23 protein-coding genes and 1 pseudogene are annotated in these 25,026 nt (G+C 63.7%); 9 read left to right on the forward strand and 15 right to left on the reverse strand.

The features are described 5' to 3' along the window. Positions 1-15: 15 nt before the first annotated feature. Complete coding sequence (locus RA25_RS18125) at positions 16-522, reverse strand: GNAT family N-acetyltransferase (RefSeq protein WP_446720386.1); 507 nt, start codon at positions 520-522, stop codon at positions 16-18. Positions 523-601: 79 nt separating this feature from the next. Between RA25_RS18125 and RA25_RS18130 the strand changes: the two genes are divergently transcribed. Then, positions 602-1,207: a flavin reductase family protein gene (locus RA25_RS18130; protein WP_039174295.1), complete on the forward strand. Its 606-nt coding sequence runs from the start codon at positions 602-604 to the stop codon at positions 1,205-1,207. A gap of 8 nt (positions 1,208-1,215) precedes the next feature. Beyond that, a complete protein-coding gene (locus RA25_RS18135; protein WP_039174297.1) occupies positions 1,216-1,857 on the forward strand; it encodes a CatB-related O-acetyltransferase in 642 nt (213 codons plus the stop codon). Positions 1,858-2,137: 280 nt separating this feature from the next. Here the strand turns inward: RA25_RS18135 and RA25_RS18140 are convergent, their stop codons facing one another. Further along, positions 2,138-3,781, reverse strand: a complete 1,644-nt coding sequence (locus RA25_RS18140) for a SulP family inorganic anion transporter (protein WP_039174299.1) — start codon at positions 3,779-3,781, stop codon at positions 2,138-2,140. A gap of 229 nt (positions 3,782-4,010) precedes the next feature. Between RA25_RS18140 and RA25_RS18145 the strand changes: the two genes are divergently transcribed. From RA25_RS18145 to RA25_RS18160, 4 genes are all read left to right on the forward strand, one after another. Next, positions 4,011-4,649, forward strand: a complete 639-nt coding sequence (locus tag RA25_RS18145) for a PRC-barrel domain-containing protein (protein ID WP_052254292.1) — start codon at positions 4,011-4,013, stop codon at positions 4,647-4,649. Between the two features lie 281 nt (positions 4,650-4,930). Next, positions 4,931-6,430 carry a hypothetical protein gene (locus RA25_RS22805; RefSeq protein ID WP_152612234.1) on the forward strand — a complete coding sequence of 500 codons (1,500 nt, stop codon included), beginning with the start codon at positions 4,931-4,933 and terminating at the stop codon, positions 6,428-6,430. Between the two features lie 219 nt (positions 6,431-6,649). Beyond that, positions 6,650-7,528 (forward strand): S-methyl-5'-thioadenosine phosphorylase, encoded by an 879-nt coding sequence (locus tag RA25_RS18155; RefSeq protein WP_039174303.1) that lies wholly within the window; start codon positions 6,650-6,652, stop codon positions 7,526-7,528. A 140-nt stretch (positions 7,529-7,668) separates the two neighbouring features. After that, positions 7,669-8,208 (forward strand): adenine phosphoribosyltransferase, encoded by a 540-nt coding sequence (locus RA25_RS18160; RefSeq protein ID WP_039174305.1) that lies wholly within the window; start codon positions 7,669-7,671, stop codon positions 8,206-8,208. 220 nt (positions 8,209-8,428) lie between these two features. On the opposite strand, the gene RA25_RS18165 is transcribed toward RA25_RS18160, so the two are convergent. From RA25_RS18165 to coxB, 12 genes and pseudogenes are all read right to left on the reverse strand, one after another. Next, positions 8,429-9,650 (reverse strand): FAD-binding oxidoreductase (locus RA25_RS18165; protein WP_241477443.1); only part of this gene is annotated, 1,222 nt, incomplete at its 5' end. 2 nt (positions 9,651-9,652) lie between these two features. Further along, positions 9,653-9,907 (reverse strand): annotated as a pseudogene (locus tag RA25_RS23330) (hydroxyacid dehydrogenase); the annotation flags it as partial. Positions 9,908-9,948: 41 nt separating this feature from the next. Next, positions 9,949-10,773 carry an MBL fold metallo-hydrolase gene (locus RA25_RS18170; protein ID WP_019298357.1) on the reverse strand — a complete coding sequence of 275 codons (825 nt, stop codon included), beginning with the start codon at positions 10,771-10,773 and terminating at the stop codon, positions 9,949-9,951. 258 nt (positions 10,774-11,031) lie between these two features. Further along, the gene (locus tag RA25_RS18175; RefSeq protein ID WP_019298356.1) at positions 11,032-11,622 is read right to left on the reverse strand and encodes a GNAT family N-acetyltransferase; all 591 of its coding nucleotides are present in this window, start codon (positions 11,620-11,622) and stop codon (positions 11,032-11,034) included. Next, positions 11,622-12,884 carry a M16 family metallopeptidase gene (locus RA25_RS18180; RefSeq protein ID WP_019298355.1) on the reverse strand — a complete coding sequence of 421 codons (1,263 nt, stop codon included), beginning with the start codon at positions 12,882-12,884 and terminating at the stop codon, positions 11,622-11,624. The genes RA25_RS18175 and RA25_RS18180 overlap by 1 nt, the downstream gene beginning before the upstream one ends. Next, complete coding sequence (gene thrC, locus RA25_RS18185) at positions 12,881-14,269, reverse strand: threonine synthase (protein ID WP_039174310.1); 1,389 nt, start codon at positions 14,267-14,269, stop codon at positions 12,881-12,883. Before thrC ends, RA25_RS18180 begins: the two co-directional genes overlap by 4 nt. A gap of 20 nt (positions 14,270-14,289) precedes the next feature. Further along, positions 14,290-14,952: an SURF1 family protein gene (locus tag RA25_RS18190; protein WP_039174312.1), complete on the reverse strand. Its 663-nt coding sequence runs from the start codon at positions 14,950-14,952 to the stop codon at positions 14,290-14,292. A gap of 102 nt (positions 14,953-15,054) precedes the next feature. After that, the gene (locus RA25_RS18195; RefSeq protein WP_039150106.1) at positions 15,055-15,864 is read right to left on the reverse strand and encodes a cytochrome c oxidase subunit 3; all 810 of its coding nucleotides are present in this window, start codon (positions 15,862-15,864) and stop codon (positions 15,055-15,057) included. Positions 15,865-15,887: 23 nt separating this feature from the next. Further along, the gene (locus tag RA25_RS18200; protein ID WP_019298351.1) at positions 15,888-16,475 is read right to left on the reverse strand and encodes a cytochrome c oxidase assembly protein; all 588 of its coding nucleotides are present in this window, start codon (positions 16,473-16,475) and stop codon (positions 15,888-15,890) included. Next, positions 16,475-16,654, reverse strand: coding sequence for a hypothetical protein (locus tag RA25_RS18205; protein WP_039174314.1), 180 nt, complete (start codon positions 16,652-16,654; stop codon positions 16,475-16,477). The genes RA25_RS18200 and RA25_RS18205 overlap by 1 nt, the downstream gene beginning before the upstream one ends. Before the next feature lies 1 nt (position 16,655). Then, entirely contained in the window at positions 16,656-17,597 is a 942-nt protein-coding gene (gene cyoE, locus RA25_RS18210) for a heme o synthase (RefSeq protein ID WP_039174316.1), read from the reverse strand. 97 nt (positions 17,598-17,694) lie between these two features. After that, positions 17,695-18,540 (reverse strand): cytochrome c oxidase subunit II, encoded by an 846-nt coding sequence (gene coxB, locus RA25_RS18215; RefSeq protein ID WP_019298348.1) that lies wholly within the window; start codon positions 18,538-18,540, stop codon positions 17,695-17,697. Between the two features lie 195 nt (positions 18,541-18,735). On the opposite strand from coxB, the gene tldD reads away from it, so the two are divergent. The 3 genes from tldD (at position 18,736) to topA (ending at position 24,395) form a co-directional block, all read left to right on the forward strand. Beyond that, a complete protein-coding gene (tldD, locus tag RA25_RS18220) occupies positions 18,736-20,157 on the forward strand; it encodes a metalloprotease TldD (protein WP_039174319.1) in 1,422 nt (473 codons plus the stop codon). Between the two features lie 231 nt (positions 20,158-20,388). Beyond that, positions 20,389-21,570, forward strand: coding sequence for a DNA-processing protein DprA (gene dprA, locus RA25_RS18225; protein ID WP_039174347.1), 1,182 nt, complete (start codon positions 20,389-20,391; stop codon positions 21,568-21,570). A gap of 182 nt (positions 21,571-21,752) precedes the next feature. After that, positions 21,753-24,395, forward strand: coding sequence for a type I DNA topoisomerase (gene topA / locus RA25_RS18230; protein WP_039174320.1), 2,643 nt, complete (start codon positions 21,753-21,755; stop codon positions 24,393-24,395). Here the strand turns inward: topA and RA25_RS18235 are convergent. Further along, the gene (locus tag RA25_RS18235) at positions 24,392-24,979 is read right to left on the reverse strand and encodes a TetR/AcrR family transcriptional regulator (RefSeq protein WP_039174321.1); all 588 of its coding nucleotides are present in this window, start codon (positions 24,977-24,979) and stop codon (positions 24,392-24,394) included. The two genes, topA and RA25_RS18235, sit on opposite strands and share 4 nt — an antisense overlap. Positions 24,980-25,026 lie beyond the last annotated feature (47 nt).

The raw sequence follows: 25,026 nt of genomic DNA on the forward strand, positions 1-25,026 counted from the left end.
GCGAAAGGCACAATTTCAAGCCTGCCAGCGGCCCACCGGCCCCCGCACGCCGTCCCAGGCACCCACCTGCAGCGCCAGCCCCAGAACCCGCTCCGGGTTGGTCGGGGGCGGCATTTCCACCCCCGTCAGCTTGGTAAAACCAAAGCGCTGGTAATAGGGCGCGTCCCCTACCAGCATCACCCTGGCCCAGCCGGTTTCCTCTGCCTTGGCCAGGCTGTCGCGAATCAAAGACCCGCCCAGCCCCTCGCCTTGCCGCGTCGGGTGCACTGCCACCGGGCCCAGCAGCAGCGCAGAGGCACCGCCAATCAGAACCGGCCAGTACCGGATTGCCGCGGCCAGAATGCCGTCGCTGTCGCGTGCCACCTCGCTCAGGCCCTCAACCGGCGGCACCCCATCGCGCAGACGGTAGGACGACAGCGCCTCGCGCCCGGGCGCAAAGCACAGGTCATACAGCGCCTCGACCTCCCACCGGTCCTCCGGCTGCTCTGCCCTCAATTCGATCACGCTGCCCTGCCTCCGCATTCTTCCCTGCAGGCTGGCGTTTGGCCTAGCATGCGCGTAAGCCTTGGGCAAACATCTATGACCAGAGCAGGAAACAGAAATGTTCTACCGGCCCGAGGACGGCCACGGCCTCCCCCACAATCCGTTCAACGCCATTGTAACGCCGCGCCCGATCGGCTGGATTTCCAGCCGCTCACCGGACGGGGTGAACAACCTGGCGCCCTATTCCTTCTTCAACGCCGTCGCCTATACCCCGCCGCAGGTGATGTTTGCCTCCACCAGCGCCAAGCCGGACCAGCAGGGAACCAAGGATTCGGTCGCCAATATCGAGGCCACCGGCGTCTTCTGTGTCAACGTGGTCTCCTACGCGCTGCGCGATGCGATGAACGCCAGCTCCGCCGCCCTGCCCAAGGGCACCGATGAGTTTGCCCATGCTGGCCTTGAAGCCGCGGAATGCGAAACCATCGCCTGCGCCCGCGTCGCCGCCGCCCCCGCGGCGCTGGAGTGCAAACTGACCCAGATCGTCACCCTGCCGGGCGAAGCCAACAAGGTGGTCTTCGGCGAGGTCACTGGCGTGCACCTGCGCGACGACTGCCTGCGCGATGGCGCCTTCGACGTCACCACCTTCCAGCCGCTGGCCCGCCTCGGCTACCGCGATTATTCTGTGGTGCGCGACCTGTTTTCCCTGTCCCGCCCCGGCGAGTGAGGCCCGCGATGCCGCTTCCCGATCCCCGTAAGCGCAACCCGATCACCCTGCCAGACGGCACGCCCCACGCGGGCACCGTGATGCTTTCGCAGGTCCTCGATCATCCGAACATCAAGGCAGGCGACTATTCCTACGCCTCCGATTTCGATCCGCCGCAGGACTGGGCGCAGCACCTGGCCCCCTACCTGTTCCCCGGATCGCGCGAGCGGCTGGTCATCGGCCGCTTCTGCCAGATCGCCCACGGGGTCCGCTTCATCACCGCCTCGGCCAATCACGCCCAGGAGGGCCTCAGCTGCTATCCCTTCCCGGTTTTTGACCCGGAGCAGATGGCTGGCTTCCAGCCCGACACCCGCGATACCACGGTGGGCAATGACGTCTGGATCGGCTACGGCGCGCTGATCCTGCCAGGTGCGCGCATCGGCGACGGCGCCATAATCGGCGCCGGCGCCGTGGTGCGCGGCACGGTGCCGCCCTACGCCATCGTCACCGGCAACCCCGGCGCGGTGCATGGGCACCGCTTCTCTAAGCCGCAGATCGCCCGGCTGCTGGCCCTCAAATGGTGGGACTGGCCCGCAGACCTCATCACCCGCGCCGAACCGGCGCTTCTGTCCGGCGACCTCGACATGCTCGAAAGCATCGCCCCCGACTGACACCCCTGCCCGGCATTTGCTGGTCCGGAGCCGCCGTCGCCTGAAACCGGACAGGCACCGCCCGCAGCGGCGGGCCAGCAGAATTGCCGAGGCTCCGCGCCGCCAGGCGTGGATGCGGCCATTGTGCTGGCGCGGCGCGAGGACCGGTGGCAGGCACGGATCAGGGGATGGGGGATCCGGACCCGCGTTTGCTGGTACGGTGAGCCAGAAGCTCCCCCTAGAAACCAAGAAGCCCGCGGTTCACCAGAACCGCGGGCCTCAGTGTTCAATCCATCAAAGCTCAGTGGCCGCCCAGAATCCCGGTCTTGACCGAGTAATCCACCGCAACCTCGTATTCCGGGTCGTCGTCGCTATCGACCATCAGATGGCCCGCCTTGGTCAGCAACTGGTGGCAGTCGCGGCTCAGATGCCGCAGCACCAGCTTCTTGCCCTCACCCTCATACTTGCCGGCCACCGCCTCGATCGCCTGCAGCGCCGACTGGTCGACCACCCGGCTGCGGGCAAAATCCACGATCACGCGCTCCGGATCATTCGCCACATCAAACAGCTCGATGAACCCGTCGGTGGAGCCGAAGAACAGCGGCCCCTCGATCTCATAAACCTTGGCGCCCTTGTCGCTCTCGGACTCGCGGGTATAGGCGTGGATGCGGCGCGCGTTGTTCCAGGCATAGGCCAGGGCTGAGACGATCACCCCCACAACCACGGCCACCGCCAGGTCCGACATAACCGTCACAACCGTCACCAGCACGATGACAAAGGCGTCCATCATCGGCACCTTCCGCATGATCTTGAGGCTGTTCCAGGCAAAGGTGCCGATCACCACCATGAACATCACGCCCACCAGCGCCGCCAGCGGGATCTGCTCGATCAGCGGCGAAGCCACCACGATGAACAACAGCAGGAACAGCGCCGCGGCAATGCCCGCAATCCGCGTCCGGCCGCCGGATTTCACATTGATCATCGACTGGCCGATCATCGCACAGCCGCCCATGCCGCCAAAGAAGCCGGTGACCACATTCGACGCACCCTGCGCGATACACTCCTGCGAAGCACCGCCGCGCTTGCCGGTGATCTCCCCCACCAGGTTCAGCGTCAGCAGGCTCTCGATCAGGCCGATGGCGGCCAGGATCACCGCATAAGGCAGGATGATCCACAGCGTCTCCAGCGTGAAGGGCGCCAGCGCAGTGCCATAAAGCCCCTCACCGGTGCCGAACGGGTTGTGGAAGCTCGGGAACCCGCCCTTGATCGAGGCCATATCGCCAACCGTCGGCACGTCGATGTTCAGCGCAATGACCAGAACCGCCACAACGCCGATCCCCGCCAGCGGCGCCGGGATCACGGAGGTGATCTTCGGCATCCCCCAGATGATCAGCATGGTGAGGCCAACCAGCCCCAGCATCATATAGAGCTGCATCCCGCTCAGCCATTCCGCCCCGTTTGAGCCCGGCACCTTGAACTGCGTCAGCTGCGCCAGGAAGATCACAATCGCCAGCCCGTTCACAAAGCCCAGCATCACCGGATGCGGCACCAGGCGGATGAACTTGCCCCAATGCATGACACCGGCAATGATCTGCAAAATCCCCATCAGCACCACGGTGGCAAACAGGTACTCCACCCCGTGCTGCGCCACCAGCGCCACCATCACCACCGCCAGCGCGCCGGTCGCGCCTGAGATCATGCCCGGACGCCCGCCGAACACAGCGGTGATCAGCCCCACCATAAAGGCCGCGTACAAACCAACCAGCGGATGCACCCCCGCAACAAAGGCAAAGGCGACGGCTTCCGGCACCAGCGCCAGCGCCACGGTCAGGCCCGACAACAACTCGGTGCGCACGCGGCCCACGGTAAAGCCCTCGTCCTGCATGATCGAAAGATTGGGCGGGGAAATCTGCTTGGCCAGCAAAGCCACGGCTGCGCGTCTCATGTCAGGTACCTGTGCTCGGGAGGAGGAGTGTTCGCTGCCCGCCCCTAGCGGAAAACCGCCAACGGGGCAAGGGCGCGGGATATTTGCGTCCCCCGTGAACCTTCGCCTGCCTCTGCCCGGCAGCACCGCAGCATCTTTTCTCAAATCCCGCGGGAACCGAACCCCGCGCAGGGCGTTTCTCCGATGAGTACTCACGCACAAGCAACCAACACACCGAGGAGTGAACGCTATGAAAAAGCTGCTACTTTCCACGGCGCTTGCCGCCGTGACCGCCCTGCCCGCCTTTGCCTCCGATACCACCGTCGGGGAAGCCGCCGAGGCAACCGCCGAACAGGGCGCTGAACTGGCGTCCGATGCCGCAAACGCGGCTGAACAGGCTGGTGAGACAATTGCCGAAGAAACCAGCGAAGCAGCGGCTGAGGCTGAAGCGGCAGCGGAAGCTGCGGCAGAAGAAGTGACGGAAGAAGCCGCAGAGGCAGAAGCCGCAGCCGAAGCAGAAACGGCTGAAACCGAAACCATGTCCGACACCGGAACCACCGCCGCCATGCAGCCCCGCGCCCCGGTTGAGCGTGACGGCTACATGACCGCGGAGGAAACCGACCTGACCGCCGAGAAACTGACCGGCGCTGCCGCCTATGACGCCAACGACGAATGGATCGGCGAGGTCTCCGAACTGCTGCTGACCGACGAAGGCAAGGTCAAATCCGCAGTCATCGACGTCGGCGGTTTCCTGGGCCTTGGCGAAAAGCCGGTTGAGCTGGAGCTCTCCAAGATCGACATCCTGCGCGCCGACGACGGCTCCGGCCTGCGCGTCTACATCCCGATGACCGAGGACGAACTGAAGGCAATGCCCGACTACGAGGGCTGACCCCAACCGCGCTGCCCCTGCAGACCACCGAGACCCCGCCCCCCCGGCGGGGTCTTCGCGTTTCAGGGCGGCTTGCGAAACCGGTTCGCAGGCCGGGCCGGCTTTCCCGTGCCTTTATTGGTGCCTCTCCCCGCCCCCGCTCGCAGTGTTTTCGCGCGCGAAAATCTGGTCAGACGGGCTCACGTAAACTTTTGCGCTTGTTGGGATTTCACCGCTCGCCCCGCCTTGCAAACGCGCCCCAAGCCGCCGATGATCCCCCCATTCGGTTTGAAGGATTTGTGATGCAGCGATTTACTTCTTGGGCAGAGATAGAGCCTACCGCGACAAAAGCGGAAATAGAACTGAAACATGCCGCTAGTACAGGGATCATTTGTAAAACTGGCCCCAGAAATGAAATCCCGCCACTTCACAACGGCTGGACTGGTATCAACCGAGACCGCGTTATCAGAGCCGGAGTTCTACGTTTTTTTTTGGAAAAAGAAGGCAAATCTTCAAATTACAAACGCGAAATTAAAGTTATTGGGGCATACATATCTCAAGAACTGGACCTGACAGAAGCGGAAATCCAACGATCACTTACTTTATGCGACTGCCGTCTCTTTTCAGGCATAGTGGCCGAGAGGTCGTTTTGGCGTAATCCAGTGCATATTGTAAACTGCGCGGTACCAGGATTGAACTTTGCTGAGGCTGAATTTAGATCACAGGTAGTTTTAGAGAGCCTAAACTTAAAATCCGCTCGACCTTCTCCGCTAAATTTCCAGGGTGCCCGCTTCGGAAGCGATTGTTTTCTTAGCTCCGTGAAAGTCAAAGGGCATTCCAATTTTGTTGGCAGTAGAGTGAGTGGCCAACTGTCCATCTGTGGTTCCAGCTTTATTTACTCTAAAAAAAATGATGTCGCTTTAGACATGCAAGATTCTAGAATAAACTCCAATCTTTTTCTTGACGGCCAAACCACGTTTATAGGTGGCCTTGATCTAACTGCAGCATTCATAAGAGACTTAGTTGACAACGAAGTGGATTGGAAAACTGCTTGCCAAGGGCCATTGAACATCAATGGGTTCAAATACTCAATTATTCACGGCGCTACTGATTCCACTTCTCGCTTAGAATGGCTTAATCTAGGAGAACGTCACCAGCAAGACTTCCACCCACAGCCATACAAACAACTCGCTAAAACCCTGCACGACATGGGACATGAAGCCGACGCCAAGAAGGTGCGTATCGCACTTGCGCGGAAGCTGACAATACAAACGCGTGCGCGTCGGACCGTTATACTTGACGGCACCGGGGCCGCGGCCTGGCTAAGCCTATGGTACGATTTCACCAATCCATTTCTTTGGATCTGGCACAACACTCTTGGCCTCTTGACCGACCACGGTTTTCGCCCGGGAAAAAGTGTAGCCGCGCTCGTTGCTCTTTGGGTCTTGGCCGTCTGTCCTGCCCATCTGGCATGGGAGGAGGGCAGCTTCGCCCCAAACTCCGGACCAATCCTGACCTCGCCCGAATGGAAGGCCCTCGCCAGAACCGACCCGAACCCAGCTCAGGCCTGGGGCCAATCCGTGCCCGGCAAGGATTGGGAGAGCTTCGACAAATACGCCTATGCAGCCGACCTTGTGATCCCCATTCTTGACCTCGGCCAAACCGACGCCTGGGCGCCCTCGACCGAGCGCGGCTGGTGGGGCAAGCAGCTCTGGTGGCTGCGCTGGGTCTTCACCACCCTCGGCTGGATCGTCACCGCCCTTGGTGCCGCGGCGCTGACCGGGATCATCCGGCGCGAATAGCCCCCCGCTCTTTCATCTTTCCCCAAATACTCATGTCCCGCTGCCCGGCAGGCGGCTTTGCCACCGATAAGGGCAGGCAATCCCCGCTCCGGCACCCATCCGGCGCACACGGGGTGCACAGGCGGTGCACGCATGTCACCCCCTGTTTACCGCACCGCTCTTGCCAAATCCGCCCCCGCTTGCGCATATCCAAAACCAACAGCAACAGGAGGGCAGGACATGACCCGGGAAACCATGATCGCCGTGATCGGCGGCTCCGGCATTTATGAGATCGACGGGCTGGAAGGCGCCCAGTGGACCACGGTCGAAACGCCCTGGGGGGCGCCGTCGGACCAGATCCTGACCGGGTCACTTGAGGGCGTCAAAATGGCCTTCCTGCCCCGCCACGGCCGCGGCCATGTGCATTCCCCGACGCAAGTTCCCTACCGCGCCAATATCGACGCGCTGAAGCGGCTGGGGGTGACCGATGTGTTCTCCGTCTCCGCCTGCGGCTCCTTCCGCGAGGAGATGGCGCCGGGCGATTTTGTTGTTGTGGATCAATTCATTGACCGCACCTTCGCACGTGAGAAAAGCTTCTTTGGCACCGGCTGCGTCGCCCATGTCAGCGTCGCGCATCCGACCTGCGAACGGCTCTCGGACGCGGCAGAGGCGGCAGCGCGGGAGGCTGGCGTCAAGGTCCACCGCGGCGGCACATATCTGTGCATGGAGGGGCCGCAGTTCTCCTCAATGGCCGAAAGCAGGATGTACCGCGCGCAATGGGGCTGCGACGTGATCGGCATGACCAATATGCCCGAAGCCAAGCTCGCCCGCGAGGCGGAACTGTGCTACGCCTCCATCGCCATGGTCACCGATTACGACAGCTGGCACCCGGAGCATGGCGCGGTGGAAATCACTGATATCATTGCCACTTTACAGGGCAACTCCGCCAACGCCCGCGAACTGGTGCGCCGCCTGCCCGGCCTCTTGGGCAAGGCGCGGCAGGACTGCCCGCACGGCTGCGACAAAGCGCTGGAATACGCCATCATGACCGCCCCGGAGAAACGCGACCCGGCGCTGCTGGCCAAACTGGACGCGGTGGCGGGCCGGGTGCTGGGCTGACGAGCGGACAGCCCGCGCCGCAAAAGCCCTGTGCTGCCAAGGAAGCCCTTGCATGGCCCGGCAGCATCGGCCAAACCCGCTGTGGCCCCGGGCGCGAAACCCGGGGCGCCGCATTCAATTCGCCAAGGGGAGCCGCGCCGATGCCCAAGAAACCCGCCGTCAAGGATTACATCCGCACCATCGTCGATTTCCCGCACGAAGGGATCATGTTCCGCGACGTGACCACGCTGTTTGCCGATCCGCGGGGATTTCGCATGGCCATCGACCAGATGCTGCACCCCTACGCCGGTGAGCAGATCGACAAGGTCGTGGGGCTTGAGGCGCGCGGCTTTATCCTCGGCGGCGCGATTGCCCACCAGCTGGGCACCGGCTTTGTGCCGATCCGCAAGAAGGGCAAACTGCCCGGCACCACCATCAGCCAGGACTACAAGCTGGAATACGGCGAGGCGATTGTGGAGATTCACGACGACGCCATCCAGCCGGGCGAGAAGATCCTGGTGGTCGATGACCTCTTGGCCACCGGCGGCACCGCGGGCGCGGGCATCAAGCTGATCGAACGGCTGGGCGGCGAGATCATCTCCTGCGCCTTCATCGTCGATCTGCCGGAACTGGGCGGGCGCAAGCTTCTGGAGGACATGGGCATGGACGTGCATGTGCTCTGCGAGTTCGAGGGTCTCTGAAGCCCGCCTCCTGACCGCATCTGTGCGTGGCCGAAAGGCTCCCGCCGGTCAGGCGCCTTTCCAGGGAAAGACTGTTCCCGTTGGGCATGGCCCCTTCAGGCCCCTTGGGCCGGAAGGGGCGCGCCGCGCATCTGCGCGGCGCCGGGCCCAAAGCCGCCAGGCGGTCCGGCACAGCCGGGCAGCCGCGGGTGCGGGAGCCCCCCAAAGATACCAGACCAAATCACTCCGCGCGCAGCACCGCGCCCGGATTCATGATGCCATTGGGGTCCAGCGCCTGTTTGATGGCGCGCATCGCCGCCAGCTTGGCCGGGTCGCCATAGCGCTCCAGATCACCTGATTTCATCCGCCCCACCCCGTGCTCGGCACTAAAGGAGCCGCCGAAGGCCTGCACCAGATCATGCACCGCTTCTTTCACCGCACCGCGCGCGGCCTCATACTCCTCGCGCTTGCGGCCCTTGGCCGGGAACACGTTGTAATGCAGGTTGCCGTCGCCCAGGTGGCCAAAGCAATTGATGCGGAAATCGCCAAGCCGGGCAACCGCCGCCCGGCCCTGTTCGATGAATGCCGGGATCTCCGAAATGGGCACCGAAATGTCATGGCTGGACACCGAGCCGATAGCCTTGTTGGCCAGCGGGATATGCTCGCGCACCGCCCACAGCATCTGCCGCTGGCTGTCCGACTGGGCGATCACCCCGTCGCTGGCAAGCCCTGCTGCCTCGGCGGCTTCAAACAGCGCGGCCAAAGTGTCCTCCGCCTCCAGCCCGCGCGGCAGTCCCAGCTCGATCAGCACGCACCATTCCGGCGCCTCGGCAAAGGGCTGGCGGACCTGCGGCAGCGTCTCCGCCAGGAAATCCAGCCCCTGCCGGTGGATCAGCTCAAAGGCGCTGACGCCCTCACCCGCGTGATCCCGGGCCAGGGCCAGCAGATCAATGGCCGCCTGCGGGTCCGTCACGGTAAAGACCGCGGTGCCTTGCGACGCCGGGATCGGCGACAGTTTCAGTGCGGCAGCGGTGATCACCCCCAATGTGCCCTCGGCCCCGATCAGCAGGTTCCGCAGGTCATAGCCGGTATTGTCTTTCCTGAGCCGCGACAGCCCGTTCCAAATCTCGCCTGAAGGCAGCACCGCCTCCAGCCCCAGGCAGAGGTCGCGGGCATTGCCGTAGCGCAGTACGTTAACGCCGCCCGCATTGGTCGCAAGGTTGCCGCCGATCCTCGCCGAACCTTCTGCCGCCAGTGACAGCGGGAACAGGCGCCCGGCTTCCTGCGCCGCCGCCTGCACGTCCGCCAGAATGGCGCCACCTTCCGCGATAAGGACATTCTCCCGGGCGTGCACCGCCCGGATCGCCGCCATCCGCTCCAGCGAGATCAGCAGCGGCGCCGGTCCCTTCGCCATCACCTGGCCGCCGACCAGCCCGGTGCCGCCGCCATAAGGTACAACCGGCNNGCCCCCCACCCCCGGCCCGCCGCCCGCCCGGGTGCCGCCGCCATAAGGTACAACCGGCCCCCGCGCGGCATTGGCTTCGCGGACCAGGATGGACACTTCCTCCACGCTGCGCGGCAAGGCCAGCAGCCCCGCCTGCCCCCGGTACCGCCCACGCGGCTCTTCCAGATACCGCGGTTCGGGAGCGCGCAAAACGCCCTCTGGCAGCAGGGGTGACAGGCGGGCAGCAAAGGCGGGATCGGCGGGGTTCAGCGTCATGCCCTATCCATGCCGCAAGGCCCCGCAACTGGCAAGGCAGCTCACTCCCCGTCCAGCAGGTACTTGGGCCGCAGCACATGGATGGTCGGGCGGCTGGGCAAGCTGCGCAGGGACACCGACAACTCGCTGTTGCCCTCATCCACCACATCAAACTCCGGGCCGATCCGGGACAGGAAACTCTGCAGCGAATAATCGCTGAACCAATGCATCGGAATGATCACCGAGGACCGCAGCCGCCCCAGCACCTCCAGCATCTGATCCAGCGGCAGGGTTATGCCTCCATCCACCGCCGCCATCACCACATCGAGCCGCCCTAGCGCCGCGTATTGCTCTGGTGTCGGCACATGGTGCAGGTGCCCGAGGTGACCGATGCACAGACCCGCGGCCTCAAAGACAAAAATAGAATTGCCGCGCGCCTCCACCCCGCCAAACATGTTGCGGATGTCTGTGGGCACATTGCGGATCAGCATCTCGCCGAGGTCGAGGTGATGCTCGATGCCTGCACCAAACGGCCCCCAGCCCTCCAGCACATGCGGGATCGCGGGGTCGGGATGAGCGGTCCAATGGGTTTCATGGGCGTGGTTCATGGTGACCACATCCGGGATCAGCGGCGCAGCGCCGGTGAAGCCGGTGAAATCGGTGACCACATTCAGCCCGCCCTCGGTGCGCAGCAGGAACGAGGCATGGGCGATGTAGCGGATCTGCACGCTGTCTTCTGCCACCGGGTCCTGCCAGCTGGCTTGCTGCAGGTACTCCAGACCGGGCGTCGCCTCTGCCAGGGCAATGCAATGGCTCTGCCTCCGCTCCTGCGCCTGGAGGGCAGCGGAACACAGAATGAAACACAGGAAAGTGGCAAACGCGCGCATGAGGCAGGTTCTAGGGCGCAAACCGCCATTGTCAGCCCTTACCGCAGAAAATTCGCCCTGCAAGCGCTCCCGCCTGCGCCAGCGGAATTGAAAATTCCGCACCGCCGTTGGGCGTGGCGCCCTGCTAGCGCAGGGCGCAGCACCGTTTGCCCCACGCGCCGCGCCGCACCGCAGGGGCGGCGCCCGGCCCAACGGGAGCGGCGCATCTTCTGATGCGCCTGCGACGGGCGGGAGCACTTGGCTGATAGAATGTCCGGCCTAGGCCTGCCCCGCCAGCGTCTTGCCGCGGCGGTCGTGGCGCAGGGAGGCATAGAGCACATGGGTGCGCCAGCGGCCGTTGATCTGCAGATAGGACTGGGCAACGCCCTCATACTTGAAGCCGGATTTCTCCAGCAGCCCGCGCGACGCCTGGTTTTCCGGCAGGCAGGCGGCCTCGATCCGGCTCAGGTCCAGTTTGGTAAAGGCGTGATGCACCACCGCGCCGATCGCCTCGCGCATGTAGCCCTGCCGGGCAAACGACTGGCCGGTCCAGTAGCCAAGCGTGCCGGCCTGGGCCGGGCCGCGCCGGATATTGTCCAGGGTAATCGCCCCGACCAGCAGGTTGTCGGACCGGCGGATCAGGAACAGCGGCAGCGCGGTGCCGCCGGAAACCGACCGCCGCGCCCAGTAGACCCTGTTGGTAAAGCTCTTGCGGCTGAGGTGGTCCGCCGCCCAGCTGGGTTCCCACGGGGTAAGATAGGGCTGGCTCTGCAGCCTCAATGCCGCCCAGCCGTGAAAATCCGCATGCACCGGCGGCCTGAGGGTCAGGCGCTCGGTTTCAATACGGACCTTGCGGCGGTTGAGCAGCATCAGGCGGCGCGCCTCTCCTGCAGCCTCTCCAGCGCCGGGGCATCCGCGACCGGGCCGTACAAAGCCAGCGCCGCAGGCGCCGTCACCGCCATGGTCTCCGCCAGCTCGCGCACGTCCTTGGTGGTGACCGCATTGATCCGCTCCACCGTGCGCTCCAGCGACGGCACCTTGCCCCAGATCTGCACCAGCCGCGCCAGCCGCTCGGCGCGGTTTGAGGGGCTTTCCAGACCCATCAGCATCCCGGCCTTCATCTGGGCGCGGGCGCGCTCCACCTCGGCATCGCTCATGTCATCCGCCGCGCGTTTCATCTCGTCGATGGTGATGCCCGCCAGCTCCGTCAGCTGCTCACCGGAGGTGCCCGCATAAACGGTCATCGAGCCGGTATCGGCATAAGACCCTGCCTGCGAGAAAATCGTGTAGCAGAGGCCGCGTTTTTCGCGCACCTCCTGGAACAGCCGCGAGGACATACCGCCGCCAAGGGCGCTGGCATAGATCTGCGCGGTGTACATCGACTGATCGCGGTAGCCGGGGCCTTCAAAAGCCAGCGCGAAATGCGCCTGCTCCAGATCCTTCACTTGCCGCGCCTCGCCGCCGGTGAACTGCGCGCCCTCGGCGGTGAACTCCGGCTTGGCCTCCATATGGCCGAACAGTTGCTCCGCCAGTTTGACCAGCGCATCGTGATCCACGCCGCCCGCCGCCGCCAGGATCATCTGGCCGGGGCCGTAGTGTTCGCCGACAAAGCCCTGCAGATCCTCGCGGCTGAAGCTGCGCACCCGCTCCGCAGGCCCCAGAATGGTCCGCCCCAGCGGCTGCCCGCGATAGCTTTCCTCCTGCAGCCAGTCAAAGATCACGTCGTCCGGCGTGTCCAGCGACTGGCCGATCTCCTGCAGGATCACCCCGCGCTCAACCTCGATCTCGCGCTGGTCGAACACCGGGTTCAGCAGGATATCCCCGATCACGTCCACCGCCAGCGGCACGTCATCCTTCAGCACCCGGGCGTAATAGGCCGTCACCTCGCGCGAGGTGTAGGCGTTGATATAGCCGCCCACATCCTCGATCTCCTCTGCGATCTGCAGGGCCGAGCGCCGCTTGGTGCCCTTAAAGGCCATGTGCTCCAGGAAATGGGCAATGCCGTTCTGCTCCAGCCGCTCGTGGCGGCCGCCGGCGCTCACCCAGATCCCGACCGCCGCGGATTCCAGACCCGGCATATGCTCGGAGACGATACGGAATCCGTTGGCGAGTGTGTGCTGCTGAACTGTCAATTCGCGATGTTCTTTCTGATGTGATCCTCAAGGGCAGCCAGATCATTGGCGATCCGGGTGACCCGTTCCGGCCTCTCATACAGGTCTGCCATGCGCGCAGGCAAGGGCGGATGAATGCCGCTGGCTTCTTCCACCGCAGCCGGGAATTTCGCCGGATGCGCAGTGGCCAGCGTGATCATCGGGACATCCGCCTTGCGGTGCTCATTTGCCACTTTCACGGCAACCGCACCATGCGGGCAGATCAGCTCGCCCGAGGACGCCAGCTCGGACTTGATGGTCGCCAGCGTCTCTTCCTCGGAGGTGCGGCCGGAGACGTAATTTTCCGCCAGCGCCTGCATCGCGCCTTGCGACACGTCAAAGCCGCCGTTCTTCAGTTCATCCATCAACAGCGCCACCGCCTTGCTGTCCTGCCCGTAGGCATAGAACAGCGCGCGTTCAAAGTTCGAAGACACCTGAATGTCCATCGACGGCGAGATCGAGGGCTGGGTGTCGCCCTTGTAGTAGCCCTGCCCCGACAGGCAGCGGTGCAGGATGTCGTTCTGGTTGGTGGCCACCACCAGCTGGTCAATGGGCAGGCCCATCTGCTTGGCGATGAAGCCTGCAAAGATGTCGCCGAAATTGCCGGTCGGCACGGTGAAGCTCACCTTGCGCTGCGGCGCGCCGAGGCTCACGGCGGAGGAGAAGTAATAGACCACCTGCGCCAGCACCCGCGCGATGTTGATCGAGTTGACGCCCGCCAGCTTGACGCCGTCGCGGAAATCGAAGTCGTTGAACATATCCTTGACGCGCGCCTGGCAGTCGTCAAAGTCGCCATCAACCGCCAGCGCGTGCACATTGGCGTCCTGCGGCGTGGTCATCTGGCGGCGCTGCACCTCAGACACGCGGCCATGCGGGTAGAGGATGAACACATCCACATTGTTCAGCCCGCGGAAGGCTTCCATGGCGGCAGAACCGGTGTCGCCGGAGGTGGCGCCTGCAATGGTCACCCGGTCGCCACGGCGTTCCAGTGCAGCCTGGAACAGCTGGCCGATCAGCTGCATCGCAAAGTCCTTGAACGCCAGCGTGGGGCCGTGGAACAGCTCCAGCAGGAAATGGTTCGGCGCCAGCTGCTTCAGCGGTGCCCGGGCGGCGTGTTCAAAGCCCTCGTAGGCGCGGGCGATGATGGCGCGGAATTCCTCATCGGTGAAGCAATCGCCGACGAAGGGCCGCATGACGCGGAACGCGGTTTCCTCATAGGACAGCCCCGCCAGCGCCGCGATATCATCGTGGGACATCTGCGGAATTTCCGCCGGGACATACAGCCCGCCGTCGCGGGCAAGGCCCGTCAGCATTGCGTCTTCAAAGGTCAGCTCGGGCGCTTGGCCCCGGGTCGAGATATATTTCATCGCCTTCAGCTCTTTCGGGTTCAGGGGCGGCTGCGCCGCAGGAAGTAGACGGTCATCGCGGCCCAGATGAAGGCCAGCGAAAACCAGGTGATCGCATATTGCAAGTGGTTGTTCGGGATGCCCGCAGTTGTCACAGCCTGCGGAATGACCGCCGCCTCAGGCGCTGTGCTGCGGGCGACAATCAAAACGGGTTCGGTGTTCAGGCGCTCTGCCATATATGCCACGTCCCGGGAATAGAGGATATTGGTGTCCACTTCCGGCGCGGGCGTCGTCCAGTCGCCCTCATCCGGCCAGAGAAGATTGCCGGTGACGGTTGCCTGCCCGATGCTGAGAGATGTGGTCTTTTCAGCGGCAGGGATGAACCCCCGGTCCAAGAGCACCCGGCGGCCATCGCTGGTCACAAACGGCGCTATGACACGGTACCCCGTCTCGGCGTCTTTGGTGACCCAGAACACATGCAGCGCATTGCCTTCGATTTCACCCTCGACGGTAACGGCCCGGTAGCGGTCTTGCTCCTTAACCGGGACTTGCGGCAAAGCCGCCGGTGCAGCCGCGATGCTGGCCTCAATCGTCTGAAGCAGGTCTTCCTTCCAGGCCTTGCGCTGCAGCTGCCAGGTGCCAAGGCCGATCAGAATCGCCAGGCCCGCGCCTCCGATGATCAACAGGAAGATGACACGCCGCATCCGGGCCGCTCCGCTTCAAAAGACAAGGCGCGCAAGGTGTCCCCTGCGCGCCTTGCTCATTAAGGTCTGTCTGCGGTTTTTGGAACCGCAAACATGTAACCATTACAAACCGGAGGTGCCCCAGATGTAGACGGCCACGAACAGGAACAGCCAGACAACGTCCACGAAGTGCCAGTACCAGGCAGCCGCCTCAAAGCCGACGTGCTGCTCCGGGGTGAAGTCGCCCTTCATCGCGCGGATCAGGCAGACGGTCAGGAAGATGGTGCCGATGATCACGTGGAAACCGTGGAAGCCGGTTGCCATGAAGAAGTTGGAGTAGAACTCGTCTTCGCCGAACTTCCAGCCTTCGTGCAGCAGGTGGGCGTATTCATAGCCCTGCAGCGCGGTGAAAGCGATGCCGAAGGCGATACCGATCGCCAGGCCCTGGATCAGCGCCTTGCGGTCGTTGTTGTGCACCAGCGCATGGTGCGCCCAGGTCACGGCACAGCCGGACAGCAGCAGGATCAAGGTGTTGATCAGCGGCAGGTGGAACGGGTCGACCGGATAGATCGCCGGGGCCACATATTCAGTGCCGACATAGGTCTCCATCGGGTACATGGCGTGTTTGAAGAACGACCAGAACCAGGCGAAGAAGAACATCACCTCGGACATCACAAACAGGATGAATCCATAGCGCAGGCCGATGCGGACGACGGGTGTGTGGTCGCCGCCCTTGCTCTCGGCAACAACTTCCGCCCACCAGGCATAGGCCGAGTAGAGAACAGCAACAAAGCCGATCCAGAACGCCCAGGCGGTGATGCCCTTCATCCAGAACACTGCGCCAACCAGCATGACAAAGGTGCCCACTGCGGCAGCCAGCGGCCAGATCGACGGCGGCAGAATGTGATAATCGTGATTTTTAGCATGCGCCATTTAAGTGTCCCTCACCTAGCGGCCTAGTTCGTGGTTGTGCCTGCCCCGGTGTTACCCCCGGTGTCGAGAGCGGCAACGCCCTCGGGCAGATCGATTTCATGGAACGTGTACGACAGCGTGATCGTATGCACGTATTTTGCGTCCCGGTCGTCAATGATTTCCGGGTCAACATAGAAGGTCACGGGCATCTGCACCCGCTCCCCCGGCTGAAGCACCTGCTCGGTAAAGCAGAAGCAGTCGATTTTCTCAAAGAACCCGCCGGCCTGATAGGGCGCCACGTTGTAGGACGCTTGCCCCGCCACGGGGCGGTCGGTTGGATTATAGGCCTCGTAAAAGGCCAGGCCGGTTTCACCCAGCTTGATCTCCATCTCGCGCTGCATTGGCTTGAATTCCCACGGCATGCCGCGTTCCTTGGAGCCGTCAAAGCGGACTTTGATGGTCTGGTCCAGAACCGTGTCCGATCCCGCGCTGGCCACGCCGGTGACGCCGCCAAAGCCGGTGACGCGGCAGAACCAGTCATAAAACGGCACCGACGCCCAGGACAGCCCGCCCATCAGGACGACAACGCCGACCAGCTGGACAACAGTCTTTTGGGGCCCCTGCAGCGCCATCAGCTCTGCTCCCCCTGTTCACCAGAAGACTGTGCATCGGGAAACTTGAAGCTGGCCGAAGTCACCTTGACCATGGTCAGCGCCATGATCAGCACCACGAAGGCCGCCAGCAGAATGCCGACGCCCTTGTTCAGGCCGGACCGGCGCTTGTGGATCTCATGTTCCTTGCGCAGGGCCATCTTACCAGCCCCCCAAGCCATAGGGCTTCAGCAGGGCCTCGGCCAGGATGGCGCCGAAATGCAGGAACAGATACAGCAGCGACAGCTTGAAGAAACTGCGCTCCACCTTGAAATTGTCACCCTCGGAATCGTCCTCGTCGCGGCGGGTGATCTTCCAGGCGCCATGCAGGAACAGCGCGTTCAGCACCACGGCAACGGCCAGGTAAATCGGCCCGCCAATGCCGGAGAACGCGGTGCCAACGGCCAGCACGGCCAGCAGCACGGTATAGGCCAGGATATGGATGCGGGTGGCGCGGCGGCCGTGGGTCACGGTCAGCATCGGCACGCCCGCGTCGTCATAGTCAGAGCGCATGAACAGCGCCAGCGCCCAGAAATGCGGCGGCGTCCACATGAAGGTCAGCAGGAACATCAGCCAGGGCTCAACCGACATGGTGCCGGTGGCGGCGATCCAGCCGATGACCGGCGGGAAGGCTCCAGCGGCACCGCCAATCACAATGTTCTGCGGCGTCGCCCGCTTCAGCCACATGGTGTAGACCACCACGTAAAAGAAGATGGTGAAGGCCAGGAACGCACCGGCAAAGACATTGGCGGCCAGCGCCAGCATGATCACCGAAAGGCCCGACAGCGCCAGGCCGAACGCCAGCGCCTCGCCGGCCTCAACCTTGCCCGCCGGGATCGGGCGCGACTTGGTGCGCTTCATCACCTTATCGATATCCGCGTCCCACCACATGTTCAGCGCGCCGGAGGCACCGCCGCCGATGGCAATGAACAGGATCGCGCAGAAGCCGACAACGGGATGCACAGAAACCGGCGCGGCCAGCAGGCCGACCAGAGCGGTGAACACCACCAGCGACATGACACGGGGCTTCAGCAGGGCGAAATAATCGCCAAAGCTGGCCTCGTCCTCATATGCCCGGCTTGCGTTGATGCTTGCGTCGCTCATCTTGGGTCCTTTGGCGGCAACGGGTGCGCAAGCTTGCGCACCCAGATCTTGTCACTGTACCACACGGCGCCCCTGCAGGCCCCATGCGGCCAGGCTATCAGTTGGAAGCGACCTGGTAGGCCTGCGGGATGCCCGCGAATTCTTCCTTGGCGCCTTCCAGCCAGGCGTCATATTCTGCCTGGGTCACCACTTTGACGGTGATCGGCATATAGGCGTGGTCCTTGCCGCACAGCTCAGAGCACTGGCCGAAGTAGATGCCTTCCTTGCCTTCTTCGACCTTGAACCACAGCTGTGCCAGACGGCCGGGAACCGCGTCCTGCTTCACGCCGAAGGCCGGGATGGTCCAGGAGTGGATCACGTCGGCGCCGGTCACGTTCATCACGATGGTCTTGCCCGACGGCACCACAACGGCGGTGTCGGTGGCCAGCAGGTACTCATCCTCGGCATAGCCGTTTGCGGCCAGGTCTTCTTTCGGCAGCATGAAGCTTTCAAAACCGAACTCGTGGTCGGAATACTCATAGCCCCAGTACCACTGGTAGCCGGTCACCTTGATGTTGATGTCGCCCTCGGGGATTTCCTGCTGCGCAAACAGCTGCGGCAGCGAGAAGGAGCCGATGAACACCAGCACCAGGATCGGGATCACGGTCCAGGCGATCTCGATCGGGGTGTAATGGCTGAACTTGGCCGGGGTCGGGTTGGCGCGCTTGTTGAACCGGACGATCGCCCACAGCAGCAGCGCAGCAACGAAAATGCAGATCACGGTGATGATCACCAGGATCATCCAGTCCAGCTTGTGGATCCCTTCCATCAGCGAGGTCGCCGCCGGCTGGAAGTTCAGGCCGCCGTCCACCGGCTTACCAATGGTTTTCAGGCCTTCTTGCGCCATTGCTGGAAGGCTCGAAAGGCCGGCGAAAAGGCCCGAAAGCATCAAAGCGTTTTTCATGTTCTGTCCTGATCGGTTGATCGTATTGTTCCTGCGGCAGCACGAAATGCACGGGAATCAATGATTCCGCAAAACGCACCTGCCCCGTTGTCTTTGATGCAGCTTAAAACCATATTCGGGCGTACAGATAAAGAGGCAGCCAAGCGTCAAACCGTCGCTTTCTTGATTTAGATCAAAAAATCTGAGGACCGTGCCATGGAAAACCCATCCTTCCGACCCTTCGAAACCGCGCTTCCGGAGGATGAGGCGCTGGCCACCCTGCGTGATGCCCTGAACGGTGCCGAGGACGGCGAGATCTTTGCCGAACGCCGCAAGTCGGAGGCGCTGTCCTTTGATGACGGGCGTCTGCGCAGCGCCAGCTACGATGCCTCCGAAGGCTTTGGTTTGCGGGCCGTGAACGGCGATGTGGCTGGATATGCCCATTCCACCGACGTCTCCATCGCCTCGCTGCGGCGGGCGGCGGAAACCGCCAAGCTGGCGGTTGGCACCGGCGGCGGCACCTACTCGGACGCGCCGCTGGCCACCAACAAGAAGCTTTATACCGACGCCGACCCGATCAGCGCCATGCCGTTCCCGGTCAAGGTGGAGACGCTGCGCGAGATTGATGATTACGCCCGCAACCTCGACAAACGCGTGGTGCAGGTGTCCGCGTCACTGGCTGCCTCGCTGCAGGAAGTGGAGATCCTGCGCGCCGACGGGGTGCGGGTGCGCGACACCCGCCCGATGGCGCGCCTGAATGTATCCGTCATCGTCGAGAAGGACGGCCGCCGCGAGAGCGGCTCCGCCGGCGGCGGCGGGCGGCTGGGCCTCGACGGGCTGGTTGATCCCGCGCACTGGCAGGCGCAGGTGCAAGAGGCGCTGCGCATCGCGCTTGTTAACCTGGATGCAGTCCCTGCCCCAGCGGGGGAAATGGACGTGGTGCTTGGCCCCGGCTGGCCCGGCATCCTGCTGCACGAGGCAATCGGCCACGGGCTGGAGGGCGATTTCAACCGCAAGGGCTCCTCTGCCTTTGCCGGGCTGATGGGTCAGCAGATCGCCGCCAAGGGCGTCACGGTGCTGGATGACGGCACCATCCCCGACCGGCGCGGCTCCATCACCGTGGATGATGAGGGCACCCCCAGCCAGAAGACCACGCTGATCGAGGACGGGGTTCTGGTCGGCTTCATGCAGGACCGCCAGAACGCGCGGCTGATGGGGGTCTCCCCCACCGGCAACGGGCGGCGGCAAAGCTATGCCCATGCACCGATGCCGCGGATGACCAATACCTACATGCTGGGCGGAGAGACTGACCCCGGCGACCTGGTGGCGGGCATCAAGAACGGCATCTGGGCGGTGGGCTTTGGCGGCGGCCAGGTCGATATCACCAACGGCAAGTTCGTGTTTTCCTGCACCGAGGCCTACCGCGTGAAGGACGGCAAGGTCGGTGAACCGGTTAAGGGCGCCACCCTGATCGGCGACGGCGCCACCGCGCTCAAACAGATTCGCGGCCTTGGAAATGACATGGCGCTGGACCCCGGCATGGGCAACTGCGGCAAGGCCGGGCAATGGGTTCCGGTCGGCGTTGGCCAGCCGTCTGTGCTGATGGGCGGGCTGACAGTTGGCGGCTCTGCTGCATAAATTCGCGGCAAAACCATATGCTTGCCGCAAAATCCGGGGCCCGGCTGTACAGCCAGCCGGGCCAAAACGCTGCAAGCACAGTCGCACAACCTTTGCTTGCATGTGAATTTCTTAAGCAGTTTTCACAACTTAGCAAAAATTTTCAGGGCATTGCCAAAATCTTTCCAGCCGTTCACCACCTGTTAACCCCCTCAAGGTTAATTCTTGTCCTGCAAACAGGCGGAGCTGCGGATGACCGAAGAAACACCTTCTTCCACTCACCCCCCACTCCCACCCACCACGGAAGATAACCGGTATTCATGGCTTCGCCTTTTGCGCTCCAAACGGGTTGGCCCGGTGACCTTTCACCGGCTGCTCGCAGAATACGGTTCAGCGCAGAACGCGCTGGATGCGCTGCCCGAAGTGGCACGCTCCGCAGGCATCAAAGGGTATGAAACATGCCCTGCCAAGGCGGTGGACAAGGAACTCAAGACCGCAAAAGCCGCCAAAGCGCGGCTTTTGTGCTTTTCGGACCCCGAATATCCAGCTCTGCTCAAAGGCATCAAAGATGCCCCGCCCCTGCTGTGGGCCATCGGCGATCTTAAGGTCCTGGACCGCCCGATGATCTCAATGGTGGGCGCCCGCAATGCTTCCTCGCTGGGGGTACGGATGGCCCGGTCACTGGCCCATTCCCTTGGTGAGGCCGGATATGCTGTGGTCTCCGGCATGGCCCGCGGCATTGACACGGCGGCGCATCAGGCTGCCCTGAAAACCGGCACCATCGCCGTGCTGGCAGGCGGGGCGGACGTGATCTACCCGGCGGAAAACGCCAAACTTGCGGCTGACATCACTGAGACCGGGCTGCGGCTGTCAGAGCAGCCCATGGGCCTCACACCGCAGGCCCGCGATTTCCCCAAACGCAACCGGATCATCGCCGCCATGTCCCGCGCGGTGGTGGTGGTGGAGGCAGCTGGCAAATCCGGCAGCCTGATCACCGCCCGCGACGCCCTCGACTATGGCCGCGAAGTTCTGGCCGTGCCCGGCCACCCGTTTGATGCGCGCAGTTCCGGCTGCAACCGGCTGATCCGCGACGGCGCCACCCTGGTCCGCGACGCAAGCGACGTGCTGGAGGCGCTGCCGCCGCAGGAAATGCCAGCCGCGCCGGCCTGCGCGCCGCAGGACCTTCAGCAAGCGCTTGCCGCCCTGCCGCCGCCCCCGCCGCAGCGGCGCAGTCTGGCAGAGACGCACGCCCTGCATCAGCAGATCCTCGGCAGTCTCGGCCCCTCCCCCACATCCGAGACGCAGCTGATCCGCGACCTGTCCCTGCCGCCGCAGGATCTGGCCCCCGCATTGACGGACCTGGAACTGGACGGCGCGATCCGCCGCGAACCCGGCGGCCTGCTGTCCCGGGCCTACCCTGAGGACGACGATTAATCCCCTGTCTCTGAAACGGCGGCAAAGCGGCATCCGGAACCAGGCAAATCGCTCTGCAGCAGGTCCGCAAAGGCAGGAATTGCGCCGCGTCCATTGCACCCGGATTGACATTCTCCCCTTGCGCCCCACATCCTGCCCCGCCATAGACCCCGGCAAACCGGTCCGAAGAGGTATCAGAATTTATGCCAGTAGTAGTTGTCGAATCCCCGGCCAAAGCAAAAACAATCAATAAATATCTTGGCCCCGACTATACGGTTCTGGCGTCTTACGGGCATGTGCGCGACCTGCCGCCCAAGGACGGATCGGTCGACACCGACAATGATTTCGGCATGACCTGGGAGGTCGCCAACGATTCCCGCAAGCATGTGAAGGCCATCGCCGACGCGCTGAAAGACGACAATGCGCTGATTCTCGCCACCGACCCCGACCGCGAGGGAGAGGCGATCAGCTGGCACCTGCAGGAGGCGCTGACCAAGCGGCGCTCGATCAAGAAGGACACTGCCGTCAGCCGGGTGACCTTCAACGCGATCACCAAGGAAGCGGTGACCGAGGCGATGCAGAACCCGCGCCAGGTCGACATGCCGCTGGTCGAGGCCTATCTGGCGCGGCGCGCTCTGGACTATCTGGTGGGCTTCAACCTGTCGCCGGTGCTGTGGCGCAAACTGCCGGGCGCGCGTTCGGCGGGCCGTGTGCAATCCGTCTGCCTGCGCCTGATCGTCGAGCGTGAGATGGAGATCGAGGCCTTCAACGCACAGGAATACTGGTCCGTGCGCGCCCAGCTGGCCACCCCCCGCGGCCAGGAGTTTGAGGCCCGCCTGACCGTCATGGGCGGCGACAAGCTCGATAAATACAGCCTCAAGAACTCGACCTCTGCTGAAATGGCGGTGCAGGCGGTGGCCTCGCGCAAGCTGTCGGTGCTGTCGGTCGAAGCCAAGCCCGCGGCCCGCAACCCGTCTGCTCCCTTCATGACCTCGACCCTGCAGCAGGAAGCCAGCCGCAAGTTCGGCATGGGCGCGCGCCAGACCATGAACGCGGCGCAGCGGCTCTATGAGGCCGGCCTCATCACCTATATGCGGACCGACGGCATCGACATGGCGCCGGAGGCCGTGCAGGAAGCCCGCGCCGAGATCGAGAAGCGCTATGGCGCAGAATACGTGCCGTCCTCGCCGCGGATCTACAAGAACAAGGCAAAGAACGCGCAGGAAGCGCACGAGTGTATCCGCCCCACCGACATGAGCCGCGATGCCGCCAGCCTGAAGGTCTCGGACGACGATCAGCGCAAGCTTTATGACCTGATCTGGAAACGGACCCTCTCGTGCCAGATGGAAGGCGCCCGGCTGGAGCGCACCACCGTCGATATCGGCTCCAGCGACCAGCAGGTCGTGCTGCGCGCCACCGGTCAGGTGGTACTGTTTGACGGCTTCATGCGGGTTTATGAGGAAGGCCGCGACGATGTGGCGGATGAGGACGACAAGCGCCTGCCGCAGATCATGCAGGGCGAGGCGCTGAAATTCGCGTCCTCCTTGGCAGCGCAGGCAGAGAAGGCAGGCAAGGACGCCTCTGTACTGTCCGAGGACGGTGCCGTGCTGGCGCTGCAACACCACACCCAGCCGCCGCCGCGCTATACCGAAGCGACGCTGGTCAAGCGGATGGAAGAGCTGGGCATCGGCCGCCCCTCGACCTATGCGTCCGTGATCACCACGATCCAGGACCGCGAATACGTCCGCAAGGAAAAGAACCGCCTGTTCCCGGAGGACAAGGGCCGGATCGTTACCATCTTCCTGCTGAACTTCTTCCGCAAATACGTCGGTTACGAGTTCACCGCCAATCTGGAAGAAGAACTGGACGACGTGAGCGCGGGCGACGGCGACTATAAAGAGCTTCTGGGCAAGTTCTGGCGGGATTTCTCCGCTGCCATTTCGGAAACCTCCGACCTGCGCATCACCGAGGTGCTGGATGTGCTGGATGATGCGCTGGCACCGCAGCTCTATCCGCCGCGTGAAGATGGCACCGACCCGCGCACCTGCCCGAAGTGCGGCGCAGGCCAGCTGCACCTCAAGACCTCGCGCACCGGCGGTTTTGTCGGCTGCGGCAACTACCCGGAATGTAACTACACCCGGCCGATCTCCGGCGAAGGCGCCGAAGGCTATGAGCGTATTCTGGGCGAGGACGACGGCGACGAGATCCACCTGAAATCCGGCCGTTTCGGGCCTTATGTCCAGCGCGGCGAGGCGACGCCCGAGAACAAGAAGCCGCCGCGCTCCTCGCTGCCCAAACAGGGCAAGGATTTCCTGCCCGGCTGGGGCCCGAATGAGATCACGCTGGAACAGGCGCTGACCCTGCTGACCCTGCCGCGCGAGATCGGCCAGCACCCGGACGGCGGCGCCATCCAGTCCAACCTGGGGCGCTTCGGGCCGTATATCGCGCACCAGCTGCCGGATGAGGAAAAGCCGGTTTACGTGAACCTCAAGGAAACGCTGGACGTCTTTGAGATCGGCATGAACCGGGCGGTGGAGATGCTGGCCGAGAAACGCGCCAACCCAGGCCGCCGCGGCAGCCGGGCGGCTGCGAAGCCGCTGAAGGAACTGGGTGAACACCCCGACAGCGGCGGCGCCATCAACATCATGGACGGGCGTTACGGGCCGTATGTCAAATGGGAGAAGGTGAACGCCACCCTGCCCAAGGACGTGGAACCCAAGGACGTCACCATGGAGATGGCAGTGCAGCTGATTGCCGAGAAATCGTCGAAGGGCGGCAAGAAGAAAGCAGCGGCGAAAAAGCCCGCCGCCAAGAAGAAACCTGCCGCCAAGAAAGCCTCGACCTAGGTCTCCGGTCCGATGGCGGCGCGCATCAGTGCCGCCATCGCCGCCTCATAAGGCGCGGACCCAGCACCTTCGGCAATGGCAAGCGCCGCCCTGTCGAAGGCCGCCGACATCACCGCTGCCAGCGCATCAAGCTCACCTTCTTTCAGGCCCGTGCCCGCAGACGCCAGCCCCGCGCGCAGCGCACTGCGCCCGCCGCCGGCATCAATTTCGTCCATCGCAGCGGCCCCCAGCACAGCAGGCCCGTCCACCAGCAGTATGCGGGCGCGGCCCGGCTTCGCCATTGCGGCAAAGAAGGCCCGGCTGCCCGCCTCCAGCCCCTCCCCGCCCGGCACCTTGGCCGCGGCCTCGATTGCCTTGGTAACCGCTTGGGCCTCGGCCTCGGCAACCGCGCGGAACAGCGCCTCCTTGCCATCGAAGTGATGGTAGAGCGCGCCGCGCGTGACCTCCGCGGCCTTGACGATTTCCGGCGTTGAGGTCTCGGCGTAGCCCTTTTCCGAAAACAGAGTGCGGGCGGCAGCGATCAGCCGCTCCCGCATGGCGGCCCGGCGCGCGGTGTTTGGGACGGGAGCACTTCTCTCTTGCATACATGCAGCCTGTATGTTTATTTCCACATACATACAGATTGTATGTT

The organism is Leisingera sp. ANG-S5 (assembly GCF_000813925.1).
In the GTDB taxonomy this organism is placed as follows: domain Bacteria; phylum Pseudomonadota; class Alphaproteobacteria; order Rhodobacterales; family Rhodobacteraceae; genus Leisingera.